Below are 23,212 nucleotides of genomic sequence, written 5' to 3' on the forward strand. Positions count from 1 at the left end.
AGGTGGTTAAGGGACAAATGACGCGTGGGGCAGCAATGACGGGAGAGAGGCCGCGAGATGAACGAGGCTCCGGGCCGGAGGACGCGGGTGAGCGCCGGGGATGTCCGGGGACAGTGGCGGTGGGGTGGCGGGACGATCGGATCGTGTGCGGTTGTCGCGGTGACGGCGCAATGAAGGCACGAACCGGTGGGGGTTGCGCCGGGTCGACAACGCAGGCCCTAGGATGTCCCCGGCGGACGAGGTGGACGGGCGACCGCGTCGGACGGCTTGCCGTTCGCCGAGGAAAGTCCGGACTCCACAGGGCAAGGGTGGTGGGTAACGCCCACCCGGGGTGACCCGCGGGACAGTGCCACAGAAAACAGACCGCCGGCTGCTCGCAAGAGCCGCCGGTAAGGGTGAAACGGTGGTGTAAGAGACCACCAGCGCTCCGGGTGACCGGAGCGGCTAGGTAAACCCCACCCGGAGCAAGGCCAGACAGGATGCGTTCGAGGCTGCCCGCCGAGCATCCGGGTAGGCCGCATGAGGGTGACGGCAACGTCGCCCCGAGATGGATGGTCGTCGCCGGCCCGGGTTCACCCGGTCCGGTACAAGATCCGGCTTACAGTCCACCTCGTTCGCCACTGAACGCCACGCGCTGTCACCGACGGCATTCACCCTGGCGGGTGTTTGTCTACGAATAGTGACTGCGGGGACCGGGGCGTCCGCATACTGGTGACACGGGGAGTCGACCAGAAGGGTTCTCGTGTTTTCCGCAGAGCAACGGGCTGCCGCCCTCGCGAATCAGCGTGCCGCCGCCTTCATCCGGTTCCAGATGCTGGGCGACCACGAGGCGATGTCCTTCATCCTGCGCGAGCTGGAGGGCACCGAGCAGCTGTCCTTCGTCACCGCTCTCGCCTCGCTGTCGGCGACGATCGCCAGCAAGCACATGGGGGAGGACGGCGCGATGGACTACTTCCGCATGGTCGCCGAGACCAGCGCCAGCCTGGCCGAGCCGCTCGACTGAGCAGCCCGGCCCGAAGGCATCAGACAGCCGGTGTGGCCGGGGCCTCGGGGGCCTCGGCCGCCAGCACCGCCGCCCCGATGATGCCCGCGTCGTTCAGCAGCTCCGCCGGCACGATCGGTGTGCGGATGTCGAGCAGCGGCAGGAACTTCGCACTCTTCTTGCTCACCCCGCCACCGATCACGAACAGGTCGGGCCAGAACAGGTTCTCCACCGTGCGGAAATAGGTCTGCAGGCGGTGGGCCCACTTCTCCCAGGACAGGTCTTCGCGCTCGCGGGCGCTGTCGGCGGCCCGGTGCTCGGCGTCGTGCCCGTCGATCTCCAGGTGCCCCAGCTCGGTGTTGGGCACCAGCCGGCCGTCGAGCAGCACGGCCGAGCCGATCCCGGTGCCGAGCGTGGCCACGATGACCAGGCCCTTGGTGTTCTTCGCGGCGCCGAAGCGGGCCTCGGCCACCCCGGCCGCGTCGGCGTCGTTCACCACGTGCACGCTGCGGCCCAGCCGGGCGCTGAACAGCGTGTCCACGTCGGTGTCGATCCACGCGTCGTCCACGTTCGCCGCGGTGCGGGCGATCCCGTGCTGGATCACCGCCGGGAAGGTGACGCCGACCGGACCGGTGCCCGACTCGTCCGCAAAGCTCTCGACGATCTGCGCCACCACGTCGGCGACCGCACCGGGGGTGGACGGCGACGGCGTGGGAATGCGCAGGCGATCGGCCGCGAAGCGGCCCGCGGTCAGGTCGACCGGGGCGCCCTTGATGCCGGACCCGCCAATGTCGATACCGAAACCGCCGGTGGGAACGTTAATTTCAGAAGAGCTCATGACTTCCTTCGACAGGCTGACAGTCAGGGAGGTTCAGGGCAGGGTGAGGATCTCGGCGCCGGTCTCGGTCACCAGGAGCGTGTGCTCGAACTGGGCCGTGCGCCTGCGGTCTTTCGTGACGACCGTCCAGGCGTCGGCCCACATGTCGTACTCGGGCGGGCCGAGGGTGAGCATCGGCTCGATGGTGAAGGTCATGCCGGGCTCGATCACGGTGTCGAACCGGGGCGCCGCGTCGTAGTGCGGGATCACCAGGCCGGTGTGGAACCCGGTGCCGATGCCGTGCCCGGTGAAGTCACGGACCACGCCGTAGCCGAAACGCTTGGCGTAGGCCTCGATCACGCGCCCGATCACGTTGATCTGGCGGCCGGGGCGCACGGCCTTGATACCGCGCATCATCGCCTCGTGGGTGCGCTCGACCAGCAGGCGCGATTCCTCGTCCACGTCTCCGGCCAGGAACGTCGCGTCGCAGTCGCCGTGCACGCCGAGCCCGTCGCGGGTCAGGTAGCCGGTGATGTCGATGTTGATGATGTCGCCGTCACGCACCACCGTGGAGTCCGGGATGCCGTGGCAGATGACCTCGTTCAGGCTGGTGCACAACGACTTCGGGAAGCCCTTGTAGCCCAGCGTGGACGGGTACACGTGATGGTCGAGCAGGAACTCGTGCCCGATGCGGTCGAGTTCGTCGGTGGTGACGCCCGGCTCGACGTGCCGGCCCACCTCGGCGAGCGCGGCGCCGGCGATCCGGCCGGCCTCGCGCATCAGCTCGATGGTGGCGGCGTCCTTGATCTCGGAGCCGGTGTACTTCGCCGGAGCGGGCTTGTCCACGTACTCCGGGCGGGGGATGTCGGCGGGCACGGCCCGGCGCGGGCTGACCGTTCCGGGCACCAGCGTGCCCAGCGGGGCGGACGGCTTGCTTCCCGACATCGTGCTCATAGCCCGGCAGTCTAGGGCTGTGGGCGGGTCGGGCAGTTCGGAGATGCCAGGGGGTGCAGGTGGATGCCGGTGCCGGCGGTGTCGGCCGGGCCTCAGACGCGGACGTCCAGCCGGCCTCCCTCCAGGCGGTTCATGGCGACGGTCTGCACGGCGGTGATGCGGTTCGGGGAGAACGGGTTCTCCACGGTGCCGCGCTTGGGGCCGCGGTAGTTGACGTACTGCTCGAACATCGCGGTCAGGTAGGTGTCGCCGTCGGTCGCCGCGGCCTCGCCGAACCCGTCCGCGATCGAGCCGAAGCCCTTTCCCCGAGAAGGGTTCTGGTCCGGGTCGCCGGTGGCCGACGACCCGGCGCCGGGCTGCGAACCGGCCGGGTTGCCGTCGGGGTTGGCCGACGACAGGGCGATCTGGGCGGCGGACAGAGGTGTCCCACCGATGCGTAGGTCCATGACGAAGATTCCCCCGGGCAAGGTGTCTCACGGCCGGTCTCATCCGTGAGAGCGGAAGGTGATGCAGCCAACATCGGTGCCTACCCGCGGGTGCTTGAACGCCTTTTTCCCCCGAGCCCGAAATTGAGGACGAGGTGGCACCTGCCGTGCCCGTGGCCAGTCACGATGTCGCTGCGGGGGCGGGCCGGGCGGGCCCGGGCTATCGTCGTGATCATGAGCGAAGGTGCTGTGCAGTACTGGTACAACCTGTCGACCGGACAGGTGGAGTCCGCCACCGGCAAGGGGCAGGGCAAGGACGTGATGGGTCCTTACCCCACCCGCGCTGCCGCCCAGCAGGCCCTGGAGTCGGCCCGCGCCCGCACCGAGGCGTGGGACGAGGAAGACCGTCGCTGGGACGACAAGTAGGAGCTACTCCTCGAAGGAGTGTTCCGGTGCCGGGAAGGTGCCGTGCCGCACGTCGCGGGCGTACTCCTGCGCAGCCTGGGTCAGGATGCCGCGCAGGTCGGCGTACTTCTTCACGAAGCGCGGCGTCTTCCCCGCCGGATGGTCGGTGAAGCCGGCCATGTCGGTCCAGACCAGCACCTGCGCGTCGCAGTCGGGCCCGGCCCCGATCCCCACGGTGGGGATGTCCAGGGCCTTGGTCACCGCACCCGCCGCCGGGGCCGGAACCATCTCCATCACCAGTGAGAACGCCCCGGCCTCCTGGAGCGCCAGGGCGTCGTCCACCAGGCTCTGCGCGTTCTCACCGCGCCCCTGCACCCGGTAACCGCCCAGCGTGTGCTCGCTCTGCGGGGTGAAACCGATGTGCGCCATCACCGGTATGCCGGCGTCGGTGAGCAGCCTGACCGTGGGGGCCATCGCCGCGCCGCCCTCCAGTTTCACCGCGTGCGCCAGCCCCTCCTTCATCAGCCGCACGGCGCTCTCGAACGCCTGCTGGGGTGAGCCCTGGTAGCTGCCGAACGGCAGGTCGGCCACCACCAGCGCGTGCGAGGCGGCCCCGGCCACGGCCCGCACCAGCGGGATCAGCTCGTCGAGCGTGACCGGCAGCGTGGTGCTGTGGCCGTAGACGTTGTTCGCGGCCGAGTCGCCGACCAGGAGCACCGGGATGCCCGCGGCGTCGAACACGGCCGCCGACAGCTGGTCGTACGCGGTCAGCATCGCCCAGCGCTCGCCGCGGGCCTTCATCTGGTGCAGGTGCGGGATGCGGATCTTCTTCAGCACGACATCGGTGGCGTCGGGCGTGGTCCGGGCGCCGCCGTACGGCGCCGGTTCCTCGGGCTGCTGGTTCATCAGCGGTGTCCTTCCGTGGCAGACCTGGATGCGCCCGCCGGTCGGGCGGGCCCGTCTCCATGGTCCTCCTGCGTGGACTCCCGGGGACGGGGTGGAGCGTGCGGGCGATCACACCCTTTCCGTTCACCTGGGGGTTCCGGGTACCGAACCGACCTGAGGGGGAGTGGGGACACCCTCCGGCCCCCTGGAGCCGGGGGAGTAGTTACGCCACCGTAGGGTGCCTGGGGGCAACGGAGCGGTACGGCGAGTGCTCTGATGAACCCTGGATCTGGCAGGCTCCGCAGTACCGGTGGAATCACACCGGCACGCGCTACGGAACAAGGAAGGGACCGGCATGGACAGGCAGCAGGAGTTCATCCTCCGCTCGATCGAGGAGCGGGACATCCGGTTCATCCGGCTCTGGTTCACCGACATCCTCGGCTCGCTGAAGAGCGTGTCGATCGCCCCGGCTGAACTCGAGGGCGCGTTCGCGGAGGGCATCGGCTTCGACGGCTCGGCCATCGAGGGCCTGGCCCGCGTGCACGAGGCCGACATGCTGGCCAAGCCCGACCCCTCGACGTTCCAGGTGCTGCCCTGGCGCGGTGAGTCGCACGGCACCGCCCGGATGTTCTGCGACATCCTCACCCCGGGCAGCGAACCCGCGATGATGGACCCGCGCAACGTGCTCAAGCGCTCGCTGAACAAGGCCGCCGAGCACGGCCTGAGCTTCTACACCCACCCCGAGATCGAGTTCTACCTCTTCAAGGAGCCGAACTCGGACGGCGTGGAGCCGGAGCCGGTCGACCAGGCGGGCTACTTCGACCACGTGCCGCGCGGCACCACGCACGACTTCCGCCGCGCCGCGATCGGTGTGCTGGAGTCGATGGGCATCTCCGTCGAGTTCAGCCACCACGAGGCCGGCCCGGGCCAGAACGAGATCGACCTGCGGTACGCCGACGCGCTGACCATGGCCGACAACGTCATGACCTTCCGCACCGTGGTGAAGGAGGTGGCGCTGGAGCAGGGGCTGTTCGCCTCGTTCATGCCCAAGCCGCTGAACGAGCACCCGGGCTCGGGCATGCACACCCACGTCTCGCTGTTCGAGGGCGACCAGAACGCCTTCCACGAGGCCGGCGCCGAGTACCAGCTCAGCAAGATCGGCCGGCAGTTCATCGCCGGTCTGCTCACGCACGCCGCCGAGATCACCGCGGTCACCAACCAGTGGGTGAACTCGTACAAGCGCATCTGGGGCGGCGCCGAGGCCCCGGCCTACGTCTGCTGGGGGCACAACAACCGCTCGGCGCTGATCCGGGTGCCGATGTACAAGCCGGGCAAGGGCCAGTCCACCCGCATCGAGTACCGCGGCCTGGACAGCGCCTGCAACCCGTACCTGGCCTACGCGCTGATGCTCTCGGCCGGTATGCGGGGCATCGAGCAGGGCCTGGAACTGCCCGAGGGCGCCGACGACAACGTCTGGTCGCTGACCGAGGCCGAGCGCCGGGCCATGGGCATCACCCGGCTGCCGGAGAACCTCGACCGGGCGATCTCGATCATGGAGGACTCCGAGTTCGTCGCGGAGACCCTGGGCGAGGGCGTGTTCGACTTCTTCCTGCGCAACAAGCGTGCGGAGTGGGCCGAGTACCGCAGCCAGGTCACGCCGTTCGAGCTCAAGCGCTACCTGCCCCTGCTCTGAGACCCGATCGGGGCCGATCCGGGCGGCCGGGACGTTCGGACGCATGCTTGGATGCTGCTTGTGATCCTGGTTGTCGAGCACGAGAGCACCTGTCCGCCCGCGCTGTTCGGTGCCGGGCTGGACTCCTCCGGCGTCGGTTCGCAGGTCGTGCGCCCGTATCGCGGTGACCGGCTGCCCGACGACCTGGACCGGTACACGGGCCTGGTCGTGCTGGGTGGCGAGATGGCGGCGTGGGACGACGAGGTCGCCCCGTGGCTCCCGGCCGTCCGCACGCTGATGGCGCGGGCGGTCACGGACCGGGTGCCGACCCTGGGCATCTGCCTGGGCGCTCAGCTGCTGGCGCTCGCCTGCGGCGGTGAGGTCGCGAGGGGGAGCGCCGGTTTCGAGATCGGCGTGACCACTGTGACCGCGCTGCCGCAGGCCGGCGCCGACCCGTACTTCGGTGCCGTCGGCGACCGGCTGGGCTCCGCGCAGTGGCCGGTGCGGAACTTCCACGGCGACGCCGTCACCGTCCTGCCGCCCGACGCCGAACTCCTGGTGACCGGAAAGGTGTATCCGCATCAGGGTTTCCGGGTGGGGGAGAACGCCTGGGCGGTGCAGTACCACCCGGAGGTCCCCGACGCCGGCTTCGGTGAGTGGGTGGACCAGGGATTCGCGAGCAACGGCCGGCCGGCCGACCCGGAGGCCGTGATGGCCCAGATCCACGCGACGCAAGCGATCCAGGCCCGGACCTCCCTGGCCCACGCAGCGGCCTTCGCCGCCCAGCTCAGCTGACCGAATCGAAGCCGAAGCCGAACCGAGCTGACACGCGTCCCCCATTTTCTTTTCCGTGATCATGCAAAACCTCCCCAGAGTTCTAGAACTCTGGGGAGGTTTTGCATGATCACGGAGGAAATGGCGTTTACCGGCGGTCTCCTCCGCGTGGCGAGCACGGGCGCATTACGGTGGGTCGTGTGACAACTGCGCGCCAGGCAAGTTTCGCCGCCCGTCTGGCCCGGTTCGGCTTCGCCGATCCCGGCGCCGCGGAGCGGGTGCTGGGCACGCCGGGCCTGATCGAGATGCTCGAGGCCGAGCCGGCCGGTGAGCCGGGCGTGCTCACCGGCGAACGCCCCCTGCCCGGTGAGCGGCTGCTGAGCGCCCTGGCCGACAGCCCCGACCCCGACCTGGCCCTGACCGCGCTGGGCCGGATGGTCGAGTCGCTGGCCAACTGCGACAAGGTGCCCGGCGGTCTGGGTGGTCTCACACCCGACGTGCTGGAACGTCTGTCGCAGGGCGGCGGGGCCGTCGTCCAGCTGTCCCACGCCCTGCACCGCGACGACCTCACCGCCCGCCGGCTGTTCGCCGTCCTCGGGGGATCGGGCGCCCTGGGTGACCACCTCGTCCGTCATCCCTGGCAGTGGCCCGTCATCGACGGCGAGCTGGGCGGTGACGACGACTTCCCGGTGACCCGGCCGGGTGATCAGGCCGACCACACCGTCGACCACCACGGCCACGCCCGGGAGTACCTCGAAGGGGCTCCGCCGCCGCCTTTCTCCTCGTTCACCGCGGACGGGCTGCGGGCCGAGCTGCTGCGTGCGGTCGGCGCCGATCCCGGCGCCGCGACCCCCGTCAGCACCCTCACGCAGGACGAGGGCACCGACGCCCTGCGCGTGGCCTACCGCCGCCGCCTGCTCGGCCTGGCCGCCCGCGACCTGGCCGCCGACAACCCGCTGGGCATCCTGCCCACCGTCGCCGCGATCCTCGCCGACCTGGCCTCGGCCTCGCTGGAGGCCGCGCTCGCGGTGGCCCGGGGCGCCCTGCCGGGCCACGGCTCGAACTGCCGGATGGCCGTGATCGGGATGGGCAAGTGCGGCGGGCGCGAGCTCAACTACGTCAGTGACGTCGACGTGATCTACGTGGTGGAACCGGTCGAGGGGGCGGAGGACCAGAAGGCGATCTCCGAGGGCACCCGGCTGGCCAGCACTCTTGGCCTGGTCTGCTCGAAGGCCACGCCGGAGGGCACCCTCTGGCCGGTCGACCCCAACCTCCGCCCGGAGGGCCGTAACGGCCCGCTGGTGCGCACCCTGGCCAGCCACCTGGCCTACTACGAGCGCTGGGCGCAGACCTGGGAGTTCCAGGCCCTGCTCAAGGCCCGCCTGGTCGCCGGCGACGCCGATCTGGGCGCGCGGTACCTGGCCGGTATCGAGCCGATGGTGTGGCAGGCCGCCGAGCGGGAGAACTTCGTGCCCGACGTGCAGGCCATGCGCCGCCGGGTGGAGGAGCAGCTCAAGGGGCCCGACGCCGACCGCGAGCTCAAGCTCGGCGCCGGCGGGCTGCGCGACGTCGAGTTCTCGGTGCAGCTGCTGCAACTCGTGCACGGGCGCATCGACTCCCGGCTGCGCACCCCCAACACCCTGCTCGGCCTGGAGGCCCTGAGCACCTTCGGCTACGTGGCCCGGGCCGACGCGGCCGAGTTCGACCGGGCCTACCGCATGCTGCGCGCGCTGGAGCACCGGATCCAGCTGTTCCGGTTGCAGCGCACCCACGTGGTGCCCAGCGGCACCAACGACCTGCGTCGCCTGGGCCGCGAGTTCGGGTTCCGCGCCGATCCGGCCGACCAGCTCACCGACCTCTGGCGGCGACAGGCCCGCGAGGTCCGTCGGCTGCACGAGAAGCTCTTCTACCGGCCGCTTCTCGCGGCCGCGGCCGAGCTCACCAGCGATGAGGCCCGGCTCACGCCGGAGGCCGCGCGGGTGCGCCTGGCCGCCCTCGGCTACCGCGACCCGGCCGGTGCGCTGCGCCACATCAGCGCCCTCACCACCGGTGTCTCACGGCGCGCGGCGATCCAGCGGCAGCTGCTGCCGGTGATGCTCGGCTGGTTCGCCGACGGCGCCGATCCCGACGCCGGGCTGCTCGACTTCCGCCGCCTGTCCGACGCGCTCGGCTCCACCCACTGGTACCTGAAGATGCTGCGGGACTCCGGCGCCGCGGCCGAGCGCCTGGCCCACGTGCTGTCGTCCAGCCAGCTGGTCGCCGAGCTGCTGCAGCGCAGTCCCGAGGCCGTGGCCCTGCTGGAGACCGACGAGGTGCTCCAGCCGCAGCCGCTGAAGGCGATGATCAGCTCGGTGCGCCGGGGAGCGGCCCGGCACGAGGGTGATCCGGTGGCCGCGGCGACGGCGGCGCGGGCCGTGCGGCGGCGCGAGATCATCCGCACCGGGGTCGCCGACGTGGTCGGGCTCAGCGACGTCGACACGGTCGGCCACGCGCTCAGCGACTGCGCGGTCGCGGCGCTCGACGGGGCCCTGGTCGCGGCGGCCGACTCGGTGCGCGCGAAACGGGGCGGCCTGCCGGTACGCATGGCCGTGATCGCGATGGGCCGGCTCGGCGGGCGCGAGATCAGCTACTCCAGCGACGCCGATGTCATGTTCGTCGCCGACCCGATTCCCGGCGTGCCGGCCCACGAGGCCCAGGCCGCCGCCGTCCACCTGTGTTCGGAACTGCGCCGCCTGCTCTCGATGACCGGTCCGGAGCCGGCCCTCGCCGTCGATGCCAACCTGCGTCCCGAGGGCCGCAACGGGCCCCTCGTCCGTTCGCTGGCGTCCTACCGCGACTACTACGCCCGCTGGTCGGCGCCCTGGGAGGCCCAGGCACTCACTCGTGCCCGCCCGATCGCCGGGGAGGCCGACCTCGGTGAGCAGTTCGTCGAGCTGATCGACCCGTTGCGCTGGCGTCGGGGCGGCCTGAACGCCGCCGAGCTCAAGGAGATCCGCCGGATCAAGGCCCGGGTCGAGAGCGAGCGGCTGCCTCGCGGCGCCGACCCCCACCGCCACCTCAAGCTCGGCCGGGGCGCGCTCGCCGACGTGGAGTGGACCGTCCAGCTGGTCCAGTTGCAGCACGCCCACGAAATCCCCGGGCTGAGGGTGACGGGAACGATGGACGCGCTGGCCGCCGCGGTCTCGTCGGGTCTGGTTTCCGAGGGGGACGGGGAGGTGCTGGCGCAGGCCTGGCGTTTCGCCGCCCGCTTCCGCAACGCGATCATGCTGTGGAAGGGCAACGCCGGCGACGTGCCGCCGACCAACCACACCTCGCTGGACGGCATCGCGCGGATCATGGGCTATCCGCCCGCCAGCGCGGGCCGGTTCGACGACGACTACCAGAGGACGACGCGGCGGGCCCGCACGGTCGTCGAGCGTTTGTTCTACGGCTGGGATGTCTGAGGCGGGGCACAGCTCGTGTTCAGGTTCACGGGGGTGGCCGACGAGACGGTTGAGGGTTCACCGGTAGACTGGCCGTGATGACTTCCCGTATCAGCGCGCGCCCAGCCGCGCTGATCACGTTTGTCGCCGTCCTCCTGGCCCTGCTGAGTGTGACCGGTCTGGTCACCCGGAACGGGCACGACCCGGTTGCCGTGAGCACCGTCTCGACCGACGCCCTCCCGTCACACCGCGTCCAGAACCCTCCCCACCCGATCGCCTCACCCGCGTCCCACCGCTCGTCCGTCCAGACCGCCGAGCGGCGGCTGACGACCACGGTCGCGGGCCAGGGCGCGGAAATCCACTTCCCGGGCGGATCGCCCGACGTACCGGCCACTCTCTCCGGCCGTCCGTGGTTCCCGCCCACCGATCTGATCGACCTGCCGATCGACGCGTTCGCCCAGGTGGTCGCGGCCACCGTGAGCGTCTCGCACCGAGGCCGCGCGCCACCGGCATCCGGGTACAGCACCTGACACACCCCTCCTGACATCGTCCGGGCGGGGTGCCTCACCCCTACCCGGAGGAGCCATGAGAGCTGTCCCCGTGGTGCGCGCGGCCCTGGCACTGGCCGTCATCGCCACATCCCTGTTCGTCGCCCTGACGATGTCCCCCCGTCTGGGACTCGACCTGCGCGGCGGAACCCAGATCGTGCTGCAGGGCAAGAGCACCGAGACCGTCGAGGCGAACGCCGACGCGACCGACCGGGCCCTGAGTGTGCTGCGTAACCGCATCGACGCCCTCGGCGTCACCGACCCGAGCGTCACCCGCTCGGGCGAGAACCGCATCATCATCGAACTTCCCGGTGTGCAGGATCCGCGCGAGGCGGCCGAGGTGGTGGGCCGCACCGCGCAGCTCACCTTCCATCCGGTGGTCTCGGCGCAGCCGGCGGCCGAGGACGAGAAGCTCCCGAAGGGCCAGCAGCGGCTCGTCGACGAGGACGGGCAGCCCCTGGTCGTCGGCGCCTCGGTGATGACGGGCGAGGGGGTCGGCGACGCCGCCGGCCTCAACGACCCGTCCCGGGGCCCCGGCTGGTTCGTCACGATCGACTTCAAGGACGCGGGGGGTGACGCCTGGCGTCAGCTGACCGCCGACGCCGCCTGCGCGGTGGCCGGCGACCCGCAGCGGCGGATCGCCATCGTGCTGGACGACGAGGTGATCTCCTCGCCGCAGGTCGATCCCTCGATCGCCTGCGACGTCGGGATGACCGGCAGCAGCACCGAGATCACCGGGCAGTTCAGCGCCGGGCAGGCGCAGGACCTGGCCGTGCTGATCAAGGGTGGCGCCCTGCCGATCCCGGTCGAGGTGATCGAGCAGCGCACCGTCGGCCCGACGCTGGGCGCGGACGCGATCGACGCCTCGATCAAGGCCGCGATCGTCGGCCTGATCCTCACCGGTCTGTTCATCACGCTCGTCTACCGGGTGGTCGGGTTCCTCGCGACGCTGGCCCTGGCCTGCTACGCGCTGATCTCGTACGCCTTCCTGGTGATGCTCGGGGCCACCCTGACCCTGCCCGGCCTGGCCGGATTCGTGCTGGCCATCGGGATGGCGATCGACGCCAACGTGCTGGTGTTCGAGCGGGCCCGGGAGGAGTTCGGGGCCCTGCCGCCGCAACGGCGCAACGGCCAGGGCGCTCTGCCGAACGCCCTGAAGACGGGCTTCGACAAGGCCTGGACCGCGATCATCGACACCAACGTCACCACCCTGCTGGCCGCCGGCCTGCTCTTCTTCCTGGCCACCGGCCCGGTCCGGGGTTTCGGGGTCACGCTGTCCATCGGCGTGATCGCCTCGATGGTGTCCGCGCTGATCATCGCCCGGGTGTTCACCGAATGGGCGGTGCGGCGGCAGATGCTGCGCCGGCGGCCCGGCCTCAGCGGTCTGGCCGGCAACGGCCGGCTGCGGCAGTGGCTGGAGACGAGCGGCCCGGACCTGATGGGCCGGGGCCGGATCTGGCTCGGCGTCTCGCTGGCCATCGTGGTCGTGTCGGTCGCGGGCATCCTGGTGCGCGGCCTGAACCTCGGGGTCGAGTTCACCGGCGGCCGGCTGCTGACCTTCAGCACCAGCCAGGCCGTCACGGCCGACCAGGCGCGAGAAGTGGTCGGTGAGGCCGGTTTCCCGCGCGCGGTGGTGCAGACGTCGTCCCCGACCGGGGGAGCGGCCGAGACCATCAGCGTGCGCACCGAGGAACTGACCAACGACGAGGCCCTCTCGATCCAGGAGGCCCTGGGCTCGATCGGCGGTGAGGTCAGCAAGGAGACCGACGAGCTGATCGGCCCGAGCCTCGGCGACGAACTGCGCACCAAGGCCCTGATCGCCCTCGGGGCCGCCATTCTGGCCCAGATGATTTACCTGGCACTACGTTTCCGCTGGACCTTCGGAATATCGGCTGCCCTGACCATGTTCCACGATGTGCTGGCGGTGGTCGGAATCTTCGCCTGGCTGGGCAAGCCGATCGACGGCGTGTTCCTGGCCGCGGCCCTCACCGTCATCGGCCTGAGCGTCAACGACACCGTCGTCGTGTTCGACCGGGTGCGGGAGATGCGGCGCTCGCAACCCGGTGAACCGTTCGGCCGGGTGGTGAACAACGCCATCCTGCAGACGGTTCCGCGCACGATCAACACCGGCCTGGGTGCCATGTTCATCCTCGCCGCACTGACCGTGCTGGGTGGCGACTCGCTCACCGACTTCGCCCTGGCGCTGCTCATCGGCCTGGTCGTCGGCACCCTGTCCAGCGTCTTCACGGCCTCGCCGCTGGCCATCGGGCTGGAACGGTTCTGGCCCGACGACACCCGGACCGACCTCGACCCCGACCCCGACGACAACCGCCCCGGACCTCGTCCGGTGACCCGATCGTCCGTTGACCCCTATGCCCATATCCCTTCCGGTCGAACCGACGACAGGACTGTAGATGCACCTCGCTGAAACTCTGATCGCCCTGGGCGGCGCGTTCCTCGCCGCCGGGCTGGCCGCCCGCCTGGGCCGGCGCGTCGGCCTGCCCACCATCCCCCTCTTCATGCTGGCCGGGCTGCTGCTCGGCCCCAACACCCCCGGTCTGGCCCTGGTCGAGGACCCGACCGAGTTCGCCCTGCTGTCCTCGCTCGGCCTGATCCTGCTGCTCTTCTACCTGGGCCTGGAGTTCCACCTCGACGACCTGATCGGCGGTGGCCGCAAACTTCTGGCCGCCGGTGGTATCTACCTGCTGATCAACGTCGGTCTCGGTCTCGGCTTCGGGTTCGCCCTGGGCTGGGGCAGCCGCGAGGCGTTCGTCCTCGCCGGTGTGATCGGCATCTCCAGCTCGGCGATCGTCACCAAGGTGCTCGTCGAGACCGGCCGGCTCGGCCGTCCGGAGAGCAAGCTGGTGCTCGGCATCGTGGTCGTCGAGGACGTCTTCCTGGCCCTGTACCTGGCTCTGCTGCAGCCGGTTCTTAGTGACGCCAGCGGATTCGGCGAGGCCGCGCAGAAGTTCGGTATCGCCTTCGGGTTCCTGGTCGTGCTCACCGCGATCGCCCGCTGGGGTGCCGGTCTGGTCGGGCGCCTGGTCGAGACCCGCGACGACGAGCTGCTGATCGTCACCTTCGTCGGCCTGGCCGTGCTCAGCGCCGGTGTCGCCGAGAAGCTCGGCGTGTCCGACGCGATCGGCGCGTTCATGATCGGCCTGATCCTCGGGTCGGGCAAGGCCGGCGTCCGGATCCAGAAGCTCGTGCACCCGCTGCGCGACGCCTTCGCCGCCCTGTTCTTCTTCACCTTCGGCCTGACCATCGACCCGGGAGACATCCTGGGCGTGTGGATCCCGATCACCCTGGCCGTCCTGGTCACCGTGTTCGGCAACCTGCTGGCCGGCACCCTGTCGTCCCGGATCTACGGATTCGGGCCGCAGAGAGCAAGTTTCGTCTCGCTGACCGTACTTGCCCGGGGTGAGTTCGCGCTGATCCTGGCCTCGATGGCGGCGGTTGCCGGACTGGACCCGAGAATCACCGCGTTCGTCGCAGGCTACGTGCTGATCCTGGCCATCCTCGGCCCGCTGGCGGCCAGCCGCAGTGACGAGTTCGCGGTGCTCGTGGAGAAGGGCTTCGGCCGCTGGCTGCCGGAGCGCCCGGAACTGATGACCGACATGCCCGGCAACGACGACGGGGAGGGTGTCGACCGGGGTTCCCCGGTGAAGGCGGAAACCTCCTCGTAACCGGGGAAACCAGTTCTTCACGCTGCGGCAATCATTTCGCAGCATCTTCGCACGAGGCTCGGACCAGGAAAGTGTCTCCCCCGCAGGCAACTGCGGGGGAGACGCCACTGAGTACGAGGAGCCCGAAGAATGCCCTACCGCGCTGAATACATCTGGATCGACGGCACCGAGCCGACCCCGCTGATGCGCAGCAAGACCCGCATCGTCGCCGACGGCACCGAACCGGAGATCTGGGGCTTCGACGGCTCCAGCACCAACCAGGCGCCGGGCGAGAACTCGGACTGCGTGCTGCGTCCGGTGTTCACCTGCCCCGACCCGCTGCGCGGCGAGAACGACGTGCTCGTGCTCTGCGAGGTCGAGCTCACCGACTTCACCCCGCACCCCACCAACACCCGCGCCGCCAACGTCGCGGCCGCCGAGAAGTACGCCGACCAGAGCCCGATGTTCGGCATCGAGCAGGAATACACGTTCATCCAGGACGGCCGGCCCCTGGGCTGGCCCGCGGTCGGTTACCCGGCCCCGCAGGGCCCGTACTACTGCGGTGTCGGCGGCGGCAAGATGGTCGGTCGCGAGATCGTCGAGAAGCACACCGACGCGTGCCTGAAGGCCGGCCTGGCCATCGAGGGCACCAACGCCGAGGTGATGATGGGCCAGTGGGAGTTCCAGATCGGCGTGCTCCCCGCCCCGCTCATCGGTGACCACATCTGGGTCGCCCGCTGGCTGCTCGCCCGGATCGCCGAGGACTACGACGTCGAGGTCAGTTTCGACGCCAAGCCGGTCAAGGGCGACTGGAACGGTGCCGGCGCCCACACCAACTTCTCCACCGCCGCCACGATGGAGAGCTACGACGCCATCGTCACCGCGTGCGAGGCCCTGGGCAAGAAGGCCGCCGAGCACGTCGCCGCCTACGGCTCCGGCATCGAAGACCGTCTCACCGGCGCCCACGAGACCGCCAGCTACCGGGAATTCAGCTGGGGCGCCTCCGACCGCTCCGCGTCCATCCGCATCCCGTGGGCCGTCGAGAAGGCGAAGAAGGGCTGGCTCGAAGACCGCCGCCCCAACGCCAACGTCGACCCCTACGTGGTCTCGCGCCTGCTGATCACCACCTGCTGCGCGGCGCTCGCGGGCGAGTGATCCGCCGGCCCGTCAGAGAGGTCCGCGGCCGGTCACCGGTCGCGGGCCTCTCGCGTCTGTCTCCGGAATTGAGGACGACGGTGAGCGCCGGTCTCACCGGTCACCGGTAGGGGATGATCCTGCCGATGATGGCGGGGTACGGGCAGTGGCGGCGACGCGAACGCCGGGGTGGTGCGCACCGGGGGATGATCGGTCGGTGAGGTCACGGGAGTTGCGGTTCGGGGCGTTGCACGTGCCGCCGATCAGCTCAGAAAGTGGCTGCCCGCAACGGGTCCGGTTCGTCGATCACGTCGTGCAGGACCGCGAGCACGATGTCGGCGAGGGTCTCGTCCATGTGGGCGCTGCCCAGGTCGTCGGTGGCGATGAAGGGGCCGGGCATGTTCTTCGCGCGCCAGGCCCTCTCGATGGCCGAGTGGGTGCCCCCGACGGCCTTGGGTGAACCGACGATGGCGACCAGGTCGTCGTAGTCGGCGGAGCCGGGAGAGGCCCGGGCCACGTGGCGGATGTACTCCGTGCGCTTCTCGCCGTAACCGCGCAGCAGGGCGATCACCCGCTGGCGCACGGTCTCCGGGTCGGGCGCCGACCGGGCCGGGACCAGGCGGTCGAGCAGGGCCCGGGCCTTCTCCACCTCGGCCGGGTTGTCAGGGTCGAAGGTCAGTGTGACGGTGGTCATAGTCGCGATGATGCGCTCGGTCTATATGGATGGCAAGCGCTGTCCACATAGATGGCCTCAACGATCGAAGGGCAGCATCCGTACCTCGGAGCCCGGCTGCTGGAAGCCCGCGGCCCGGTGGGCCTCGTCCTCGATAGCGCTGAGGTCGCGCTTCGGCAGGCGGCGGAAGGGCGTGACCGTGAGCAGTTTCTGCCGGCGGTCGAGGCGCCAGGAGGCCGCGACCCGGCCGTCCACGAGCACGGTGGCCGGCACGATGCCGTTCAGGGTGGCCATGCGCTGCCGGTCGTCGTCACTCACCACCCGGGTGCGATCGGCGTGGGAGAGCAGGAGATTGTCGAACTCGGACAGCATCCGCACCGGCGCGGGAGCATCTTCGGGCGGCCGGGGAGCATCCGGCAGATCCAGGAGGCCGTCCTGCAGGTGCACGAGATCGGTCATGGCATCGGTGATCTCGCGCAACCGGGTGAGCTTGCACCAGGCCTGTACGTCGGCGACCGAGGCCGGTCCGAAGGCACCCAGGTAGCGGCGGATCACGTCTTTCAGGTCGTGGGCCCGCAGCGGGGCGCCGAGCCAGTCCTCGGCCGTCACGTAGGTGGTCTGCCCGCCCCGGCCCCACAGGGCCCGCGGCGGCACCTGCACCAGCGGCACGTGACCGCGCACGGCCAGGCCGATCTGGTCGACCGTCGCGTCGGGGTAGTGCGCAGCGACGGCCCGGTTCAGTACGGTGGCGTTGAGCGGACCGGCCGACAGGAGCTCCCGGGTGCGCTGCTCGAGCTCGTCCACGTCACCGACGGCCTGCCGCACCCGGACGGGCAGGCAGACCCGGTCGAGCATCGGCTGCATCAACGGCCGCAGGCCCCGGCAGTCGTCGGCGCTGAACAGGTGAATGGTGCTGCGCATGGCCATGATCCGTACGGCCTGCCGGGTCTCGATCAGCGCGGACAGCTCGTGCGGGTCGAAGTTCTCGATCCGGGCCCAGAGCCCGCCGTACGCCGCCTGCGGATCCTGTGACTGCATCCCGACCAGGTGCTCGATCATCTGCAGAGCGGTCAGAGGTGCCCGGGCGAGCAGATGCTGGCGGGCGAGCGTGGCCCGGTTCAGCTGCCGGGCCGTGATGGGCGAGGTCATGAGCCCGAGGGTAGAAGAGCATCAGGAAGGGATCGCTCCGCCTGAACGTGTCCCCTGAACCCCGTCGGTGGGGGTGGAACGGGAATCAAGGCCTTCTTACCCTCCGAATGATGCACATTTTCCCCTACGATGCCCCTTATGTCCGATGTTGGATCGGCCGGAGGACCCGGCAGAGCGGGCAGGAGCGGTCGAGGGGTGAAGGTCGGCGATGCCGTGGCCCGCGAGATCCTGAGCCGGATCACGCGGCAGCGCCTCACGCCCGGTACCCGTCTGCCGCCCGAGGCGCAAATGATGACGGAGTACCGGGTCGGGCGCAGCACCCTGCGCGAGGCCCTGCGCATCCTCGAGGTGAACGGGCTGATCGCGATCCGCCCGGGGCCCGGGGGCGGCCCGATGGTGCGTGAGTTCTCGGCCCACGACTTCGGCCGCACCGCATCGTTGTTCCTGCAGTCGCGCGGTCTGACGCTGCGCGAGCTGGTCGAGGCCCGGCTGCTCCTGGAACCGGTCGCCGCGCGGCTCGCGGCCACCCGGCGCTCGAGCCAGGACGCGGCTCGCCTCGGCCTGGCCGCGACCGCCGACCCCCTGCAGGACTCCGAGTACCGCCGGGCCACCGACGATTTCCACACCCTGGTGGTGGAGACGGCGAGCAGCGGCGTGATCGGGATGTTCGCGCTGGCGCTGAAGGAGGTCTTCCGGGTCCGGGTGCGGGAACTGATCGTGCCCGGTGCCGACCGGGCAGAGATCCTGCGTACCCACGGGCAGATCGCCGACGCCATCCGGGGCGGCCGGGCGCAGGAGGCGGAGCGGGTGATGGGCGATCACATGAGCGACTACGCCCGCCGGATCGAGGAGAGTCACCCGACGTTGATGGACGAGGTCGTCGACTGGATGCAGTGACCTGATCGCCACGATCTGCTCAGGTTTTCTGCCGGATGCCGGGTAAGTCACAATCGGGACCGTGACCAACGCCCTGGAGCCCCACCCGCTGGTCTGGGAGAGCCGTGTCCGCGGAAGCCTTCTCGGGCTCGCGCTCGGTGAGAGCCTGGCCTTCGACCGGCTCGAGTCAGATCCCCTGCCCGCTGGAACCTGTACCCAGCTGGCCGCTTTCACTGTCGAAGGAACGATCCGGGCCGCGATGCGCTCGCTGCACCGCGGCATCTGCCACCCGCCGTCGGTGCTCTGGTCGGCCTACGGCCGATGGGGGCAGCTCCAGGGGGTGCTCGAGCGCGACGCGCCGCCGGACGGCTGGCTGGCCCAGGTGTCCCAGCTGGGCCGTCGCGCCGGGGACGCCCCGGCCACCGTCTCGGCCCTGCAGGGAAACCGGCCAGGTAGTCCGGACGCCCCGGCCGGCGGCAGCCTGGGCTGGCACGCCCTCGTGCGGGGCCTGCCGTTCGCGGCCCTGTCCGCGCAGGCGCACTGGTCGGACGTGCTGATGGCCTCCGAGTGCGCCGCCCTCACCCATGGGCACCCGCGGTCGTGGACGACCGCCGCCGCGGGCGTCCGTCTGCTCAACCGTCTGCTCGCCGCCGGGACCGGTGACGACGACCTGCCCGCCCTGGTTACGGACGCCCTTCCCGGACTGGATGAGGAGGTCGCCGCCGGGTTGCGCACGGCCCTGTGGGCGGCCGGCACCCGGCCGGGCCAGCGCGAGGTGCTCTTCAGTCTGGCGCCGAGCGCCGGTGCGCCGTCGGTGCTGATGGGCGGCATCTACGCCGCCGCTAGTTTTCCCGGACCGGAAAACATCGATCAGGCCTTGAAATTCGCTGCGACCGCACGGGCCGGGCAGGGGGTGTCGGCGATGACCGGAGCGGTGCTGGGCTCGCTGTACGGTGTCGAGGTCTGGCCGGTGCCGATGCTGGTGCGGCACGAACTGGTCTGGGCCCTCGACACTCTCGCCCGTGACCTGGTGCGGCAGCTGAACGCCAACCCGGGCGGGTCGTCGGTCAGTGCCCCGGACGACCCGAACTGGGCCACGCGCTACCCGGGGTGGTGAGCCTCAGGCGTGCGCGAGCTCGCGGGGGCTGACGAACAGGCCGCGCTCGGCGAGCCAGGGCGGGGTGCTGTTGCGGACCTGGGTGTCGGTCATCGACGGGGTCGGCAGCACCCAGTCCTTCTTCATGCGCAGCCGCCCGGTCCAGGCGGGCGCCGGGCGGCCGACCTCCTCGTACTCGTGGGCGATGAGCACTCCCAGCAGCACGTGCCAGCGCTCGTAGAAGCCCCTGGCCCCCTCCGGTCCGCCCGGGATGTCCGTCGACGGACGCCGCACCCGGTGGGGGTTCTCGGTCCGGCGCGGTGCCTTGCGGGCCGGGTCCTTCGACCAGCTCGCCGGGTCCGAGGTGGGGACCAGGTCGGCGTCGTTCCCGGCCTGGTGCAGGGCGTGCCGCAGGTGATTACGGCACTGGACGATCAGTTTGAGGGCCCAGACGGCGTCGGACGGGTCCTCGTCCAGGGCGTTGACGATGGCGGTCCAGGTCGGTTCGGGCGTAGCGAAGGCGGTCACGGTTCGAGTGTGAATGATTGCCCGGGGTTACGTTTGCTCCGTTCGGTGGTAACGATCGTCACGTGGAAGCTGATTCAGGAAGCTCAGGGTGACCGGGCAACGGGCATTCCGGGCTCCCCGACCCGGACGGAGTACACCGGACGGGTGAGGGGACACTGGTCCCATGCCTGCTCTTGCGGCCCCCAGCCGTCGTGACCTGTTCCGGATCGGTGGCCTGGCGCTGACGGCCCCGGTGCTTCTGGCCGGATGCGGTTCGGGCGTGCGGGAGAGCGCGAACGTCAGCACGCAGGGCAGCGCCGGCCGGCTCCTGCCCAGTGAGGCGACCCTGCCGGAACCGTTCGTGCGCGCCCTGCCCGTGCCCCGCGTCCTGGCGCCGGTTCGGACCGACGGCACCACCGAGTACTACGAGATCACCCAGAAGGCGGGAAACTCGCAGATTCTCGACGGCCCGAAGACCCCGGTCTGGGGCTACGACGGCACCTTTCCCGGGCCCACGATCGTCTCCCGCCGGGGTGCGCGCACCGTGGTGCGGCACGTGAACGAACTGCCCGTACCGGTCTCGGTGCATCTGCACGGCGGACGGATCGCGGCCGACCAGGACGGGTACCCCACCGACCTGCTGCACCCCGCCGACGCCGGCCAGGGGGACCTGGACGAGCAGGGCGAGATGGTCGCGCGCACGGGTGCCCGCGACTACGTCTACGACATCGACCAGCCCGCGGCCACGCTCTGGTACCACGATCACCGGATGGACTTCACCGGCCCGCAGGTCTACCGCGGCCTGGCCGGTTTCCACCTGGTCACCGACGACGTCGAAAAGGGGCTCGGACTACCCGAAGGCGACCGGGACGTCCCCTTGCTGATCGCCGACCGCTCGTTCGCCGCCGATGGCTCGTTCCTCTACCCCTCGACCGACCCGACCCTGACCAGGACGCCGGGGGTGAGCGAGGACTACATGAGTGGGGTGCTCGGCGACTGTGTGCTGGTCAACGGTGCGCCGTGGCCGGTGATGGAGGTCAGGGCCGTGCGGTACCGCTTCCGGATCCTGAACGCGGCCAACGCCCGCCGGTTCCGGCTGCGCCTGCAGGACGGTCCCGCGTTCGTCCAGATCGGCAGCGACCAGGGGCTCCTGCCCGAGCCGGTCGAGCAGGTGCGGATCGACGTGGCCCAGGGCGAGCGGTTCGACGTGGTGGTCGACTTCTCCGGGCGGCGGGCCGGGGACGAGGTGACGATGGTGAACGAGCGTGGTTCGGGGGGAACGGCGCAGGTCATGCGGTTCGTGGTGACCGGGACGGCAGACGACCCGAGCGTGCCGCCCGCTGAGCTGACCGGTCTGCCCGAGCTGGAGACGCTCCGGGAGGCGGACGTGGTGGCCACCCGCGAGTTCACGTTCCGCCGCGGAGGGGCCCAGGCCCACGGCCTGAATCTCTGGACGGTCAACAACCTGGCCTTCGACCCCGACCACGTGATCGCCCGGCCGCGCCTGGGCACGGTGGAGAAGTGGATCGTGACGGCGCAGAACGCCGAGCATCCCTTCCACGTGCATCTGGGCGCCTTCCAGGTGGTGGCCCGGTCCGGTCCGGGAGGCGGGACCAGAGGCTGGAAAGACACCGTGAACCTCGACAACGGTGGCCAGGCCGAGCTTCTCGTGCGCTTCGACGGTCACCGGGGTAAATACGTGCTGCACTGCCACAACCTCGAGCACGAGGACATGATGATGATGGCCAACTTCGAGGTGGTCTGAGGTCAGGGCCGGGGCCGGGGTCTGGCGTCTGGTGGCTCGTAACACAGCACCCAGCTGGTGATCTCGGCCTGTGCGGTGGCCCAGACCTGGTCGTAGGAATCGGAGGCGTGACAGCGCACGGACCAGCGCCCGTCTTCATCGATCGAGGACTCGGTGTCGATGCTGTCGAGGGAGATGACGAAGTCGGTGTTGGAGTCGAGGAAGGGGTTGCCGCCGCCCTGCTTCCCGACGTCCATCAGCCGGACGGTGCCGGTGCTGGAGTGCTGGACCTGCTGTTGCTGCGGTCGGTCGGGCCGGTAGTCCGTGAGGTACAGCGCAGTGGCCACGTCGAACGTGTGATGGCGGAGTGTTCCGTCGCTGTAGGAGATCTCGCCGAGGAAGGTCACGGTCCGCACTACCGCGAGCGTGTTGTACGGCGCCGGTCCGGCGACCGGGATCCGCACCACCGGCTGGAGGTCGATCAGCGGGTAGGGGTACGGCAGATGGGAGTACCCGTCGATGATCTCGCCGCTCATTTCGGCGCCCGGGGCGCGATGGCGTGGAAGTCGACGCCGGTGCGGGTGGGGAAGACCGGGGTCAGGGTGAAGATGTCGCTGCCGGCGACGGTGCTCGCCATCAAGACAGTTCCCGGGAGCCCGTTCTGGGTGACCATGACCCGCAGCTCGGCGTTTTTCGGGGGCTCGGTGATCCGGTAGATGGCGTGGCAGGTGTCACCGGCGATCGTGACCGACAGGATCTCACCCGGCGTGACCGGGACCAGGTGCTCGATCTCTCCGCCGAAGGGGCCCGGACCGGTCGTGGTGGTGCGCAGGTTCGCGAGGATCGTGAAGACGCCCGAGATCCCGGCCGGGGTGGGGGAGGGGGGCCGCAGCCACGCGGTCGGCCAGCTGATCGTGCCCGAGATCTCCGTGGTGACCACCCGTTTGGTCAGCACCACCTGGTACGAGAACCCTTGCAGGGTAGAAGGTTCGCCCTGCACGGCGAGGTTCGTGACGAGTACGAGCAGGCCGTCCGGCCCGGTTTCCAGCGTGGCCTGGTCGGTGGCGAACACGAACGAGGTGTCTTCGTTGGCCACGCTGGACAGGCCGACATGTACCGTCGCCTGCTCCAGTTGCTCGGCGGTCTCGCGCAGCAGCACCCGGCAGACGTCACGCTGCACCTCGTCGCCGTCGACCTCCCAGCCGGGGTTGGCGATGCCTGACAGCACCACCAGCTGCCGCCCCAGCACCCCCAGATCGGCCCGCAGCACCATGTGCCCCGTCACCTGACCACTGTCCAGCACATCCAGGTCCATGCCCCACCCCGTCCCAGTGTGTCTACGTTGACCCAACGATCATGCACCTTCACGCGCTGTGATGTCGGTAAATCGGTAGGTGCCTGAAAGGGCTGATGAGAGCACCGGTCGATCCCGTTCCCGGGCAAGGCCCGTCGCACCGCGAACCGCGAACCGGTCCCGGCTCGTG

General features: G+C 70.3%; 21 protein-coding genes and 1 other RNA gene. 13 read left to right on the top strand and 9 right to left on the bottom strand.

The window, feature by feature from the left end; translation table 11 throughout:
* Positions 1–237 precede the first annotated feature (237 nt).
* Both rnpB and LR393_RS15755 read left to right on the top strand, forming a co-directional pair.
* An RNA gene (rnpB, locus tag LR393_RS15750) (RNase P RNA component class A) lies at positions 238–617 on the top strand.
* A gap of 125 nt (positions 618–742) precedes the next feature.
* A complete protein-coding gene (locus LR393_RS15755; protein ID WP_231484670.1) occupies positions 743–1,003 on the top strand; it encodes a hypothetical protein in 261 nt (86 codons plus the stop codon).
* Positions 1,004–1,022: 19 nt separating this feature from the next.
* On the opposite strand, the gene ppgK is transcribed toward LR393_RS15755, so the two are convergent.
* The 3 genes from ppgK to LR393_RS15770 all read right to left on the bottom strand — a co-directional run bounded on the left by ppgK (position 1,023) and on the right by LR393_RS15770 (position 3,199).
* Entirely contained in the window at positions 1,023–1,820 is a 798-nt protein-coding gene (gene ppgK, locus LR393_RS15760) for a polyphosphate--glucose phosphotransferase (RefSeq protein ID WP_231484671.1), read from the bottom strand.
* 33 nt (positions 1,821–1,853) lie between these two features.
* Positions 1,854–2,744 carry a type I methionyl aminopeptidase gene (gene map / locus LR393_RS15765; protein ID WP_331282953.1) on the bottom strand — a complete coding sequence of 297 codons (891 nt, stop codon included), beginning with the start codon at positions 2,742–2,744 and terminating at the stop codon, positions 1,854–1,856.
* 101 nt (positions 2,745–2,845) lie between these two features.
* Positions 2,846–3,199 (bottom strand): hypothetical protein, encoded by a 354-nt coding sequence (locus LR393_RS15770; RefSeq protein WP_231484673.1) that lies wholly within the window; start codon positions 3,197–3,199, stop codon positions 2,846–2,848.
* Positions 3,200–3,412: 213 nt separating this feature from the next.
* Here LR393_RS15770 and LR393_RS15775 point away from each other — a divergent pair, with 213 nt between their 5' ends.
* Complete coding sequence (locus LR393_RS15775; RefSeq protein WP_231484674.1) at positions 3,413–3,604, top strand: hypothetical protein; 192 nt, start codon at positions 3,413–3,415, stop codon at positions 3,602–3,604.
* Positions 3,605–3,607: 3 nt separating this feature from the next.
* Here LR393_RS15775 and panB read toward each other — a convergent pair whose 3' ends face one another.
* Positions 3,608–4,489, bottom strand: a complete 882-nt coding sequence (gene panB / locus LR393_RS15780; RefSeq protein ID WP_231484675.1) for a 3-methyl-2-oxobutanoate hydroxymethyltransferase — start codon at positions 4,487–4,489, stop codon at positions 3,608–3,610.
* 334 nt (positions 4,490–4,823) lie between these two features.
* Between panB and glnA the strand changes: the two genes are divergently transcribed.
* The 7 genes from glnA (at position 4,824) to glnII (ending at position 15,704) form a co-directional block, all read left to right on the top strand.
* A complete protein-coding gene (glnA, locus tag LR393_RS15785; protein ID WP_231484676.1) occupies positions 4,824–6,161 on the top strand; it encodes a type I glutamate--ammonia ligase in 1,338 nt (445 codons plus the stop codon).
* 51 nt (positions 6,162–6,212) lie between these two features.
* Positions 6,213–6,935 carry a type 1 glutamine amidotransferase gene (locus LR393_RS15790; RefSeq protein ID WP_231484677.1) on the top strand — a complete coding sequence of 241 codons (723 nt, stop codon included), beginning with the start codon at positions 6,213–6,215 and terminating at the stop codon, positions 6,933–6,935.
* A gap of 179 nt (positions 6,936–7,114) precedes the next feature.
* Positions 7,115–10,357 (top strand): bifunctional [glutamine synthetase] adenylyltransferase/[glutamine synthetase]-adenylyl-L-tyrosine phosphorylase, encoded by a 3,243-nt coding sequence (locus LR393_RS15795; RefSeq protein ID WP_231484678.1) that lies wholly within the window; start codon positions 7,115–7,117, stop codon positions 10,355–10,357.
* 77 nt (positions 10,358–10,434) lie between these two features.
* Positions 10,435–10,866 (top strand): hypothetical protein, encoded by a 432-nt coding sequence (locus tag LR393_RS15800; protein ID WP_231484679.1) that lies wholly within the window; start codon positions 10,435–10,437, stop codon positions 10,864–10,866.
* A 55-nt stretch (positions 10,867–10,921) separates the two neighbouring features.
* Positions 10,922–13,312, top strand: a complete 2,391-nt coding sequence (gene secD / locus LR393_RS15805) for a protein translocase subunit SecD (protein ID WP_231484680.1) — start codon at positions 10,922–10,924, stop codon at positions 13,310–13,312.
* On the top strand, positions 13,299–14,570 hold the full coding sequence (locus LR393_RS15810) for a cation:proton antiporter (RefSeq protein ID WP_231484681.1): 1,272 nt from the start codon (positions 13,299–13,301) through the stop codon (positions 14,568–14,570). The genes secD and LR393_RS15810 overlap by 14 nt, the downstream gene beginning before the upstream one ends.
* Before the next feature lie 129 nt (positions 14,571–14,699).
* Positions 14,700–15,704: a glutamine synthetase GlnII gene (gene glnII / locus LR393_RS15815; RefSeq protein WP_231484682.1), complete on the top strand. Its 1,005-nt coding sequence runs from the start codon at positions 14,700–14,702 to the stop codon at positions 15,702–15,704.
* A gap of 247 nt (positions 15,705–15,951) precedes the next feature.
* Here glnII and LR393_RS15820 read toward each other — a convergent pair whose 3' ends face one another.
* Positions 15,952–16,377: a hypothetical protein gene (locus tag LR393_RS15820; RefSeq protein ID WP_231484683.1), complete on the bottom strand. Its 426-nt coding sequence runs from the start codon at positions 16,375–16,377 to the stop codon at positions 15,952–15,954.
* A 57-nt stretch (positions 16,378–16,434) separates the two neighbouring features.
* The gene (locus LR393_RS15825) at positions 16,435–17,505 is read right to left on the bottom strand and encodes a winged helix DNA-binding domain-containing protein (RefSeq protein WP_231484684.1); all 1,071 of its coding nucleotides are present in this window, start codon (positions 17,503–17,505) and stop codon (positions 16,435–16,437) included.
* A gap of 195 nt (positions 17,506–17,700) precedes the next feature.
* Between LR393_RS15825 and LR393_RS15830 the strand changes: the two genes are divergently transcribed.
* Together LR393_RS15830 and LR393_RS15835 are read left to right on the top strand one after the other, a co-directional pair.
* The gene (locus tag LR393_RS15830; RefSeq protein WP_231484685.1) at positions 17,701–18,402 is read left to right on the top strand and encodes a FadR/GntR family transcriptional regulator; all 702 of its coding nucleotides are present in this window, start codon (positions 17,701–17,703) and stop codon (positions 18,400–18,402) included.
* 61 nt (positions 18,403–18,463) lie between these two features.
* On the top strand, positions 18,464–19,498 hold the full coding sequence (locus LR393_RS15835) for an ADP-ribosylglycohydrolase family protein (protein WP_231484686.1): 1,035 nt from the start codon (positions 18,464–18,466) through the stop codon (positions 19,496–19,498).
* Positions 19,499–19,501: 3 nt separating this feature from the next.
* On the opposite strand, the gene LR393_RS15840 is transcribed toward LR393_RS15835, so the two are convergent.
* On the bottom strand, positions 19,502–20,005 hold the full coding sequence (locus LR393_RS15840) for a hypothetical protein (RefSeq protein WP_231484687.1): 504 nt from the start codon (positions 20,003–20,005) through the stop codon (positions 19,502–19,504).
* A 163-nt stretch (positions 20,006–20,168) separates the two neighbouring features.
* On the opposite strand from LR393_RS15840, the gene LR393_RS15845 reads away from it, so the two are divergent.
* A complete protein-coding gene (locus tag LR393_RS15845; protein ID WP_231484688.1) occupies positions 20,169–21,749 on the top strand; it encodes a multicopper oxidase family protein in 1,581 nt (526 codons plus the stop codon).
* 2 nt (positions 21,750–21,751) lie between these two features.
* On the opposite strand, the gene LR393_RS15850 is transcribed toward LR393_RS15845, so the two are convergent.
* A complete protein-coding gene (locus LR393_RS15850; protein ID WP_231484689.1) occupies positions 21,752–22,264 on the bottom strand; it encodes a hypothetical protein in 513 nt (170 codons plus the stop codon).
* A complete protein-coding gene (locus LR393_RS15855; RefSeq protein ID WP_231484690.1) occupies positions 22,261–23,043 on the bottom strand; it encodes a hypothetical protein in 783 nt (260 codons plus the stop codon). Before LR393_RS15855 ends, LR393_RS15850 begins: the two co-directional genes overlap by 4 nt.
* Positions 23,044–23,212: the final 169 nt, after the last annotated feature.

The organism is Kineosporia mesophila (genome assembly GCF_021129235.1).
Taxonomy (GTDB): Bacteria; Actinomycetota; Actinomycetes; order Actinomycetales; family Kineosporiaceae; genus Kineosporia; species Kineosporia mesophila.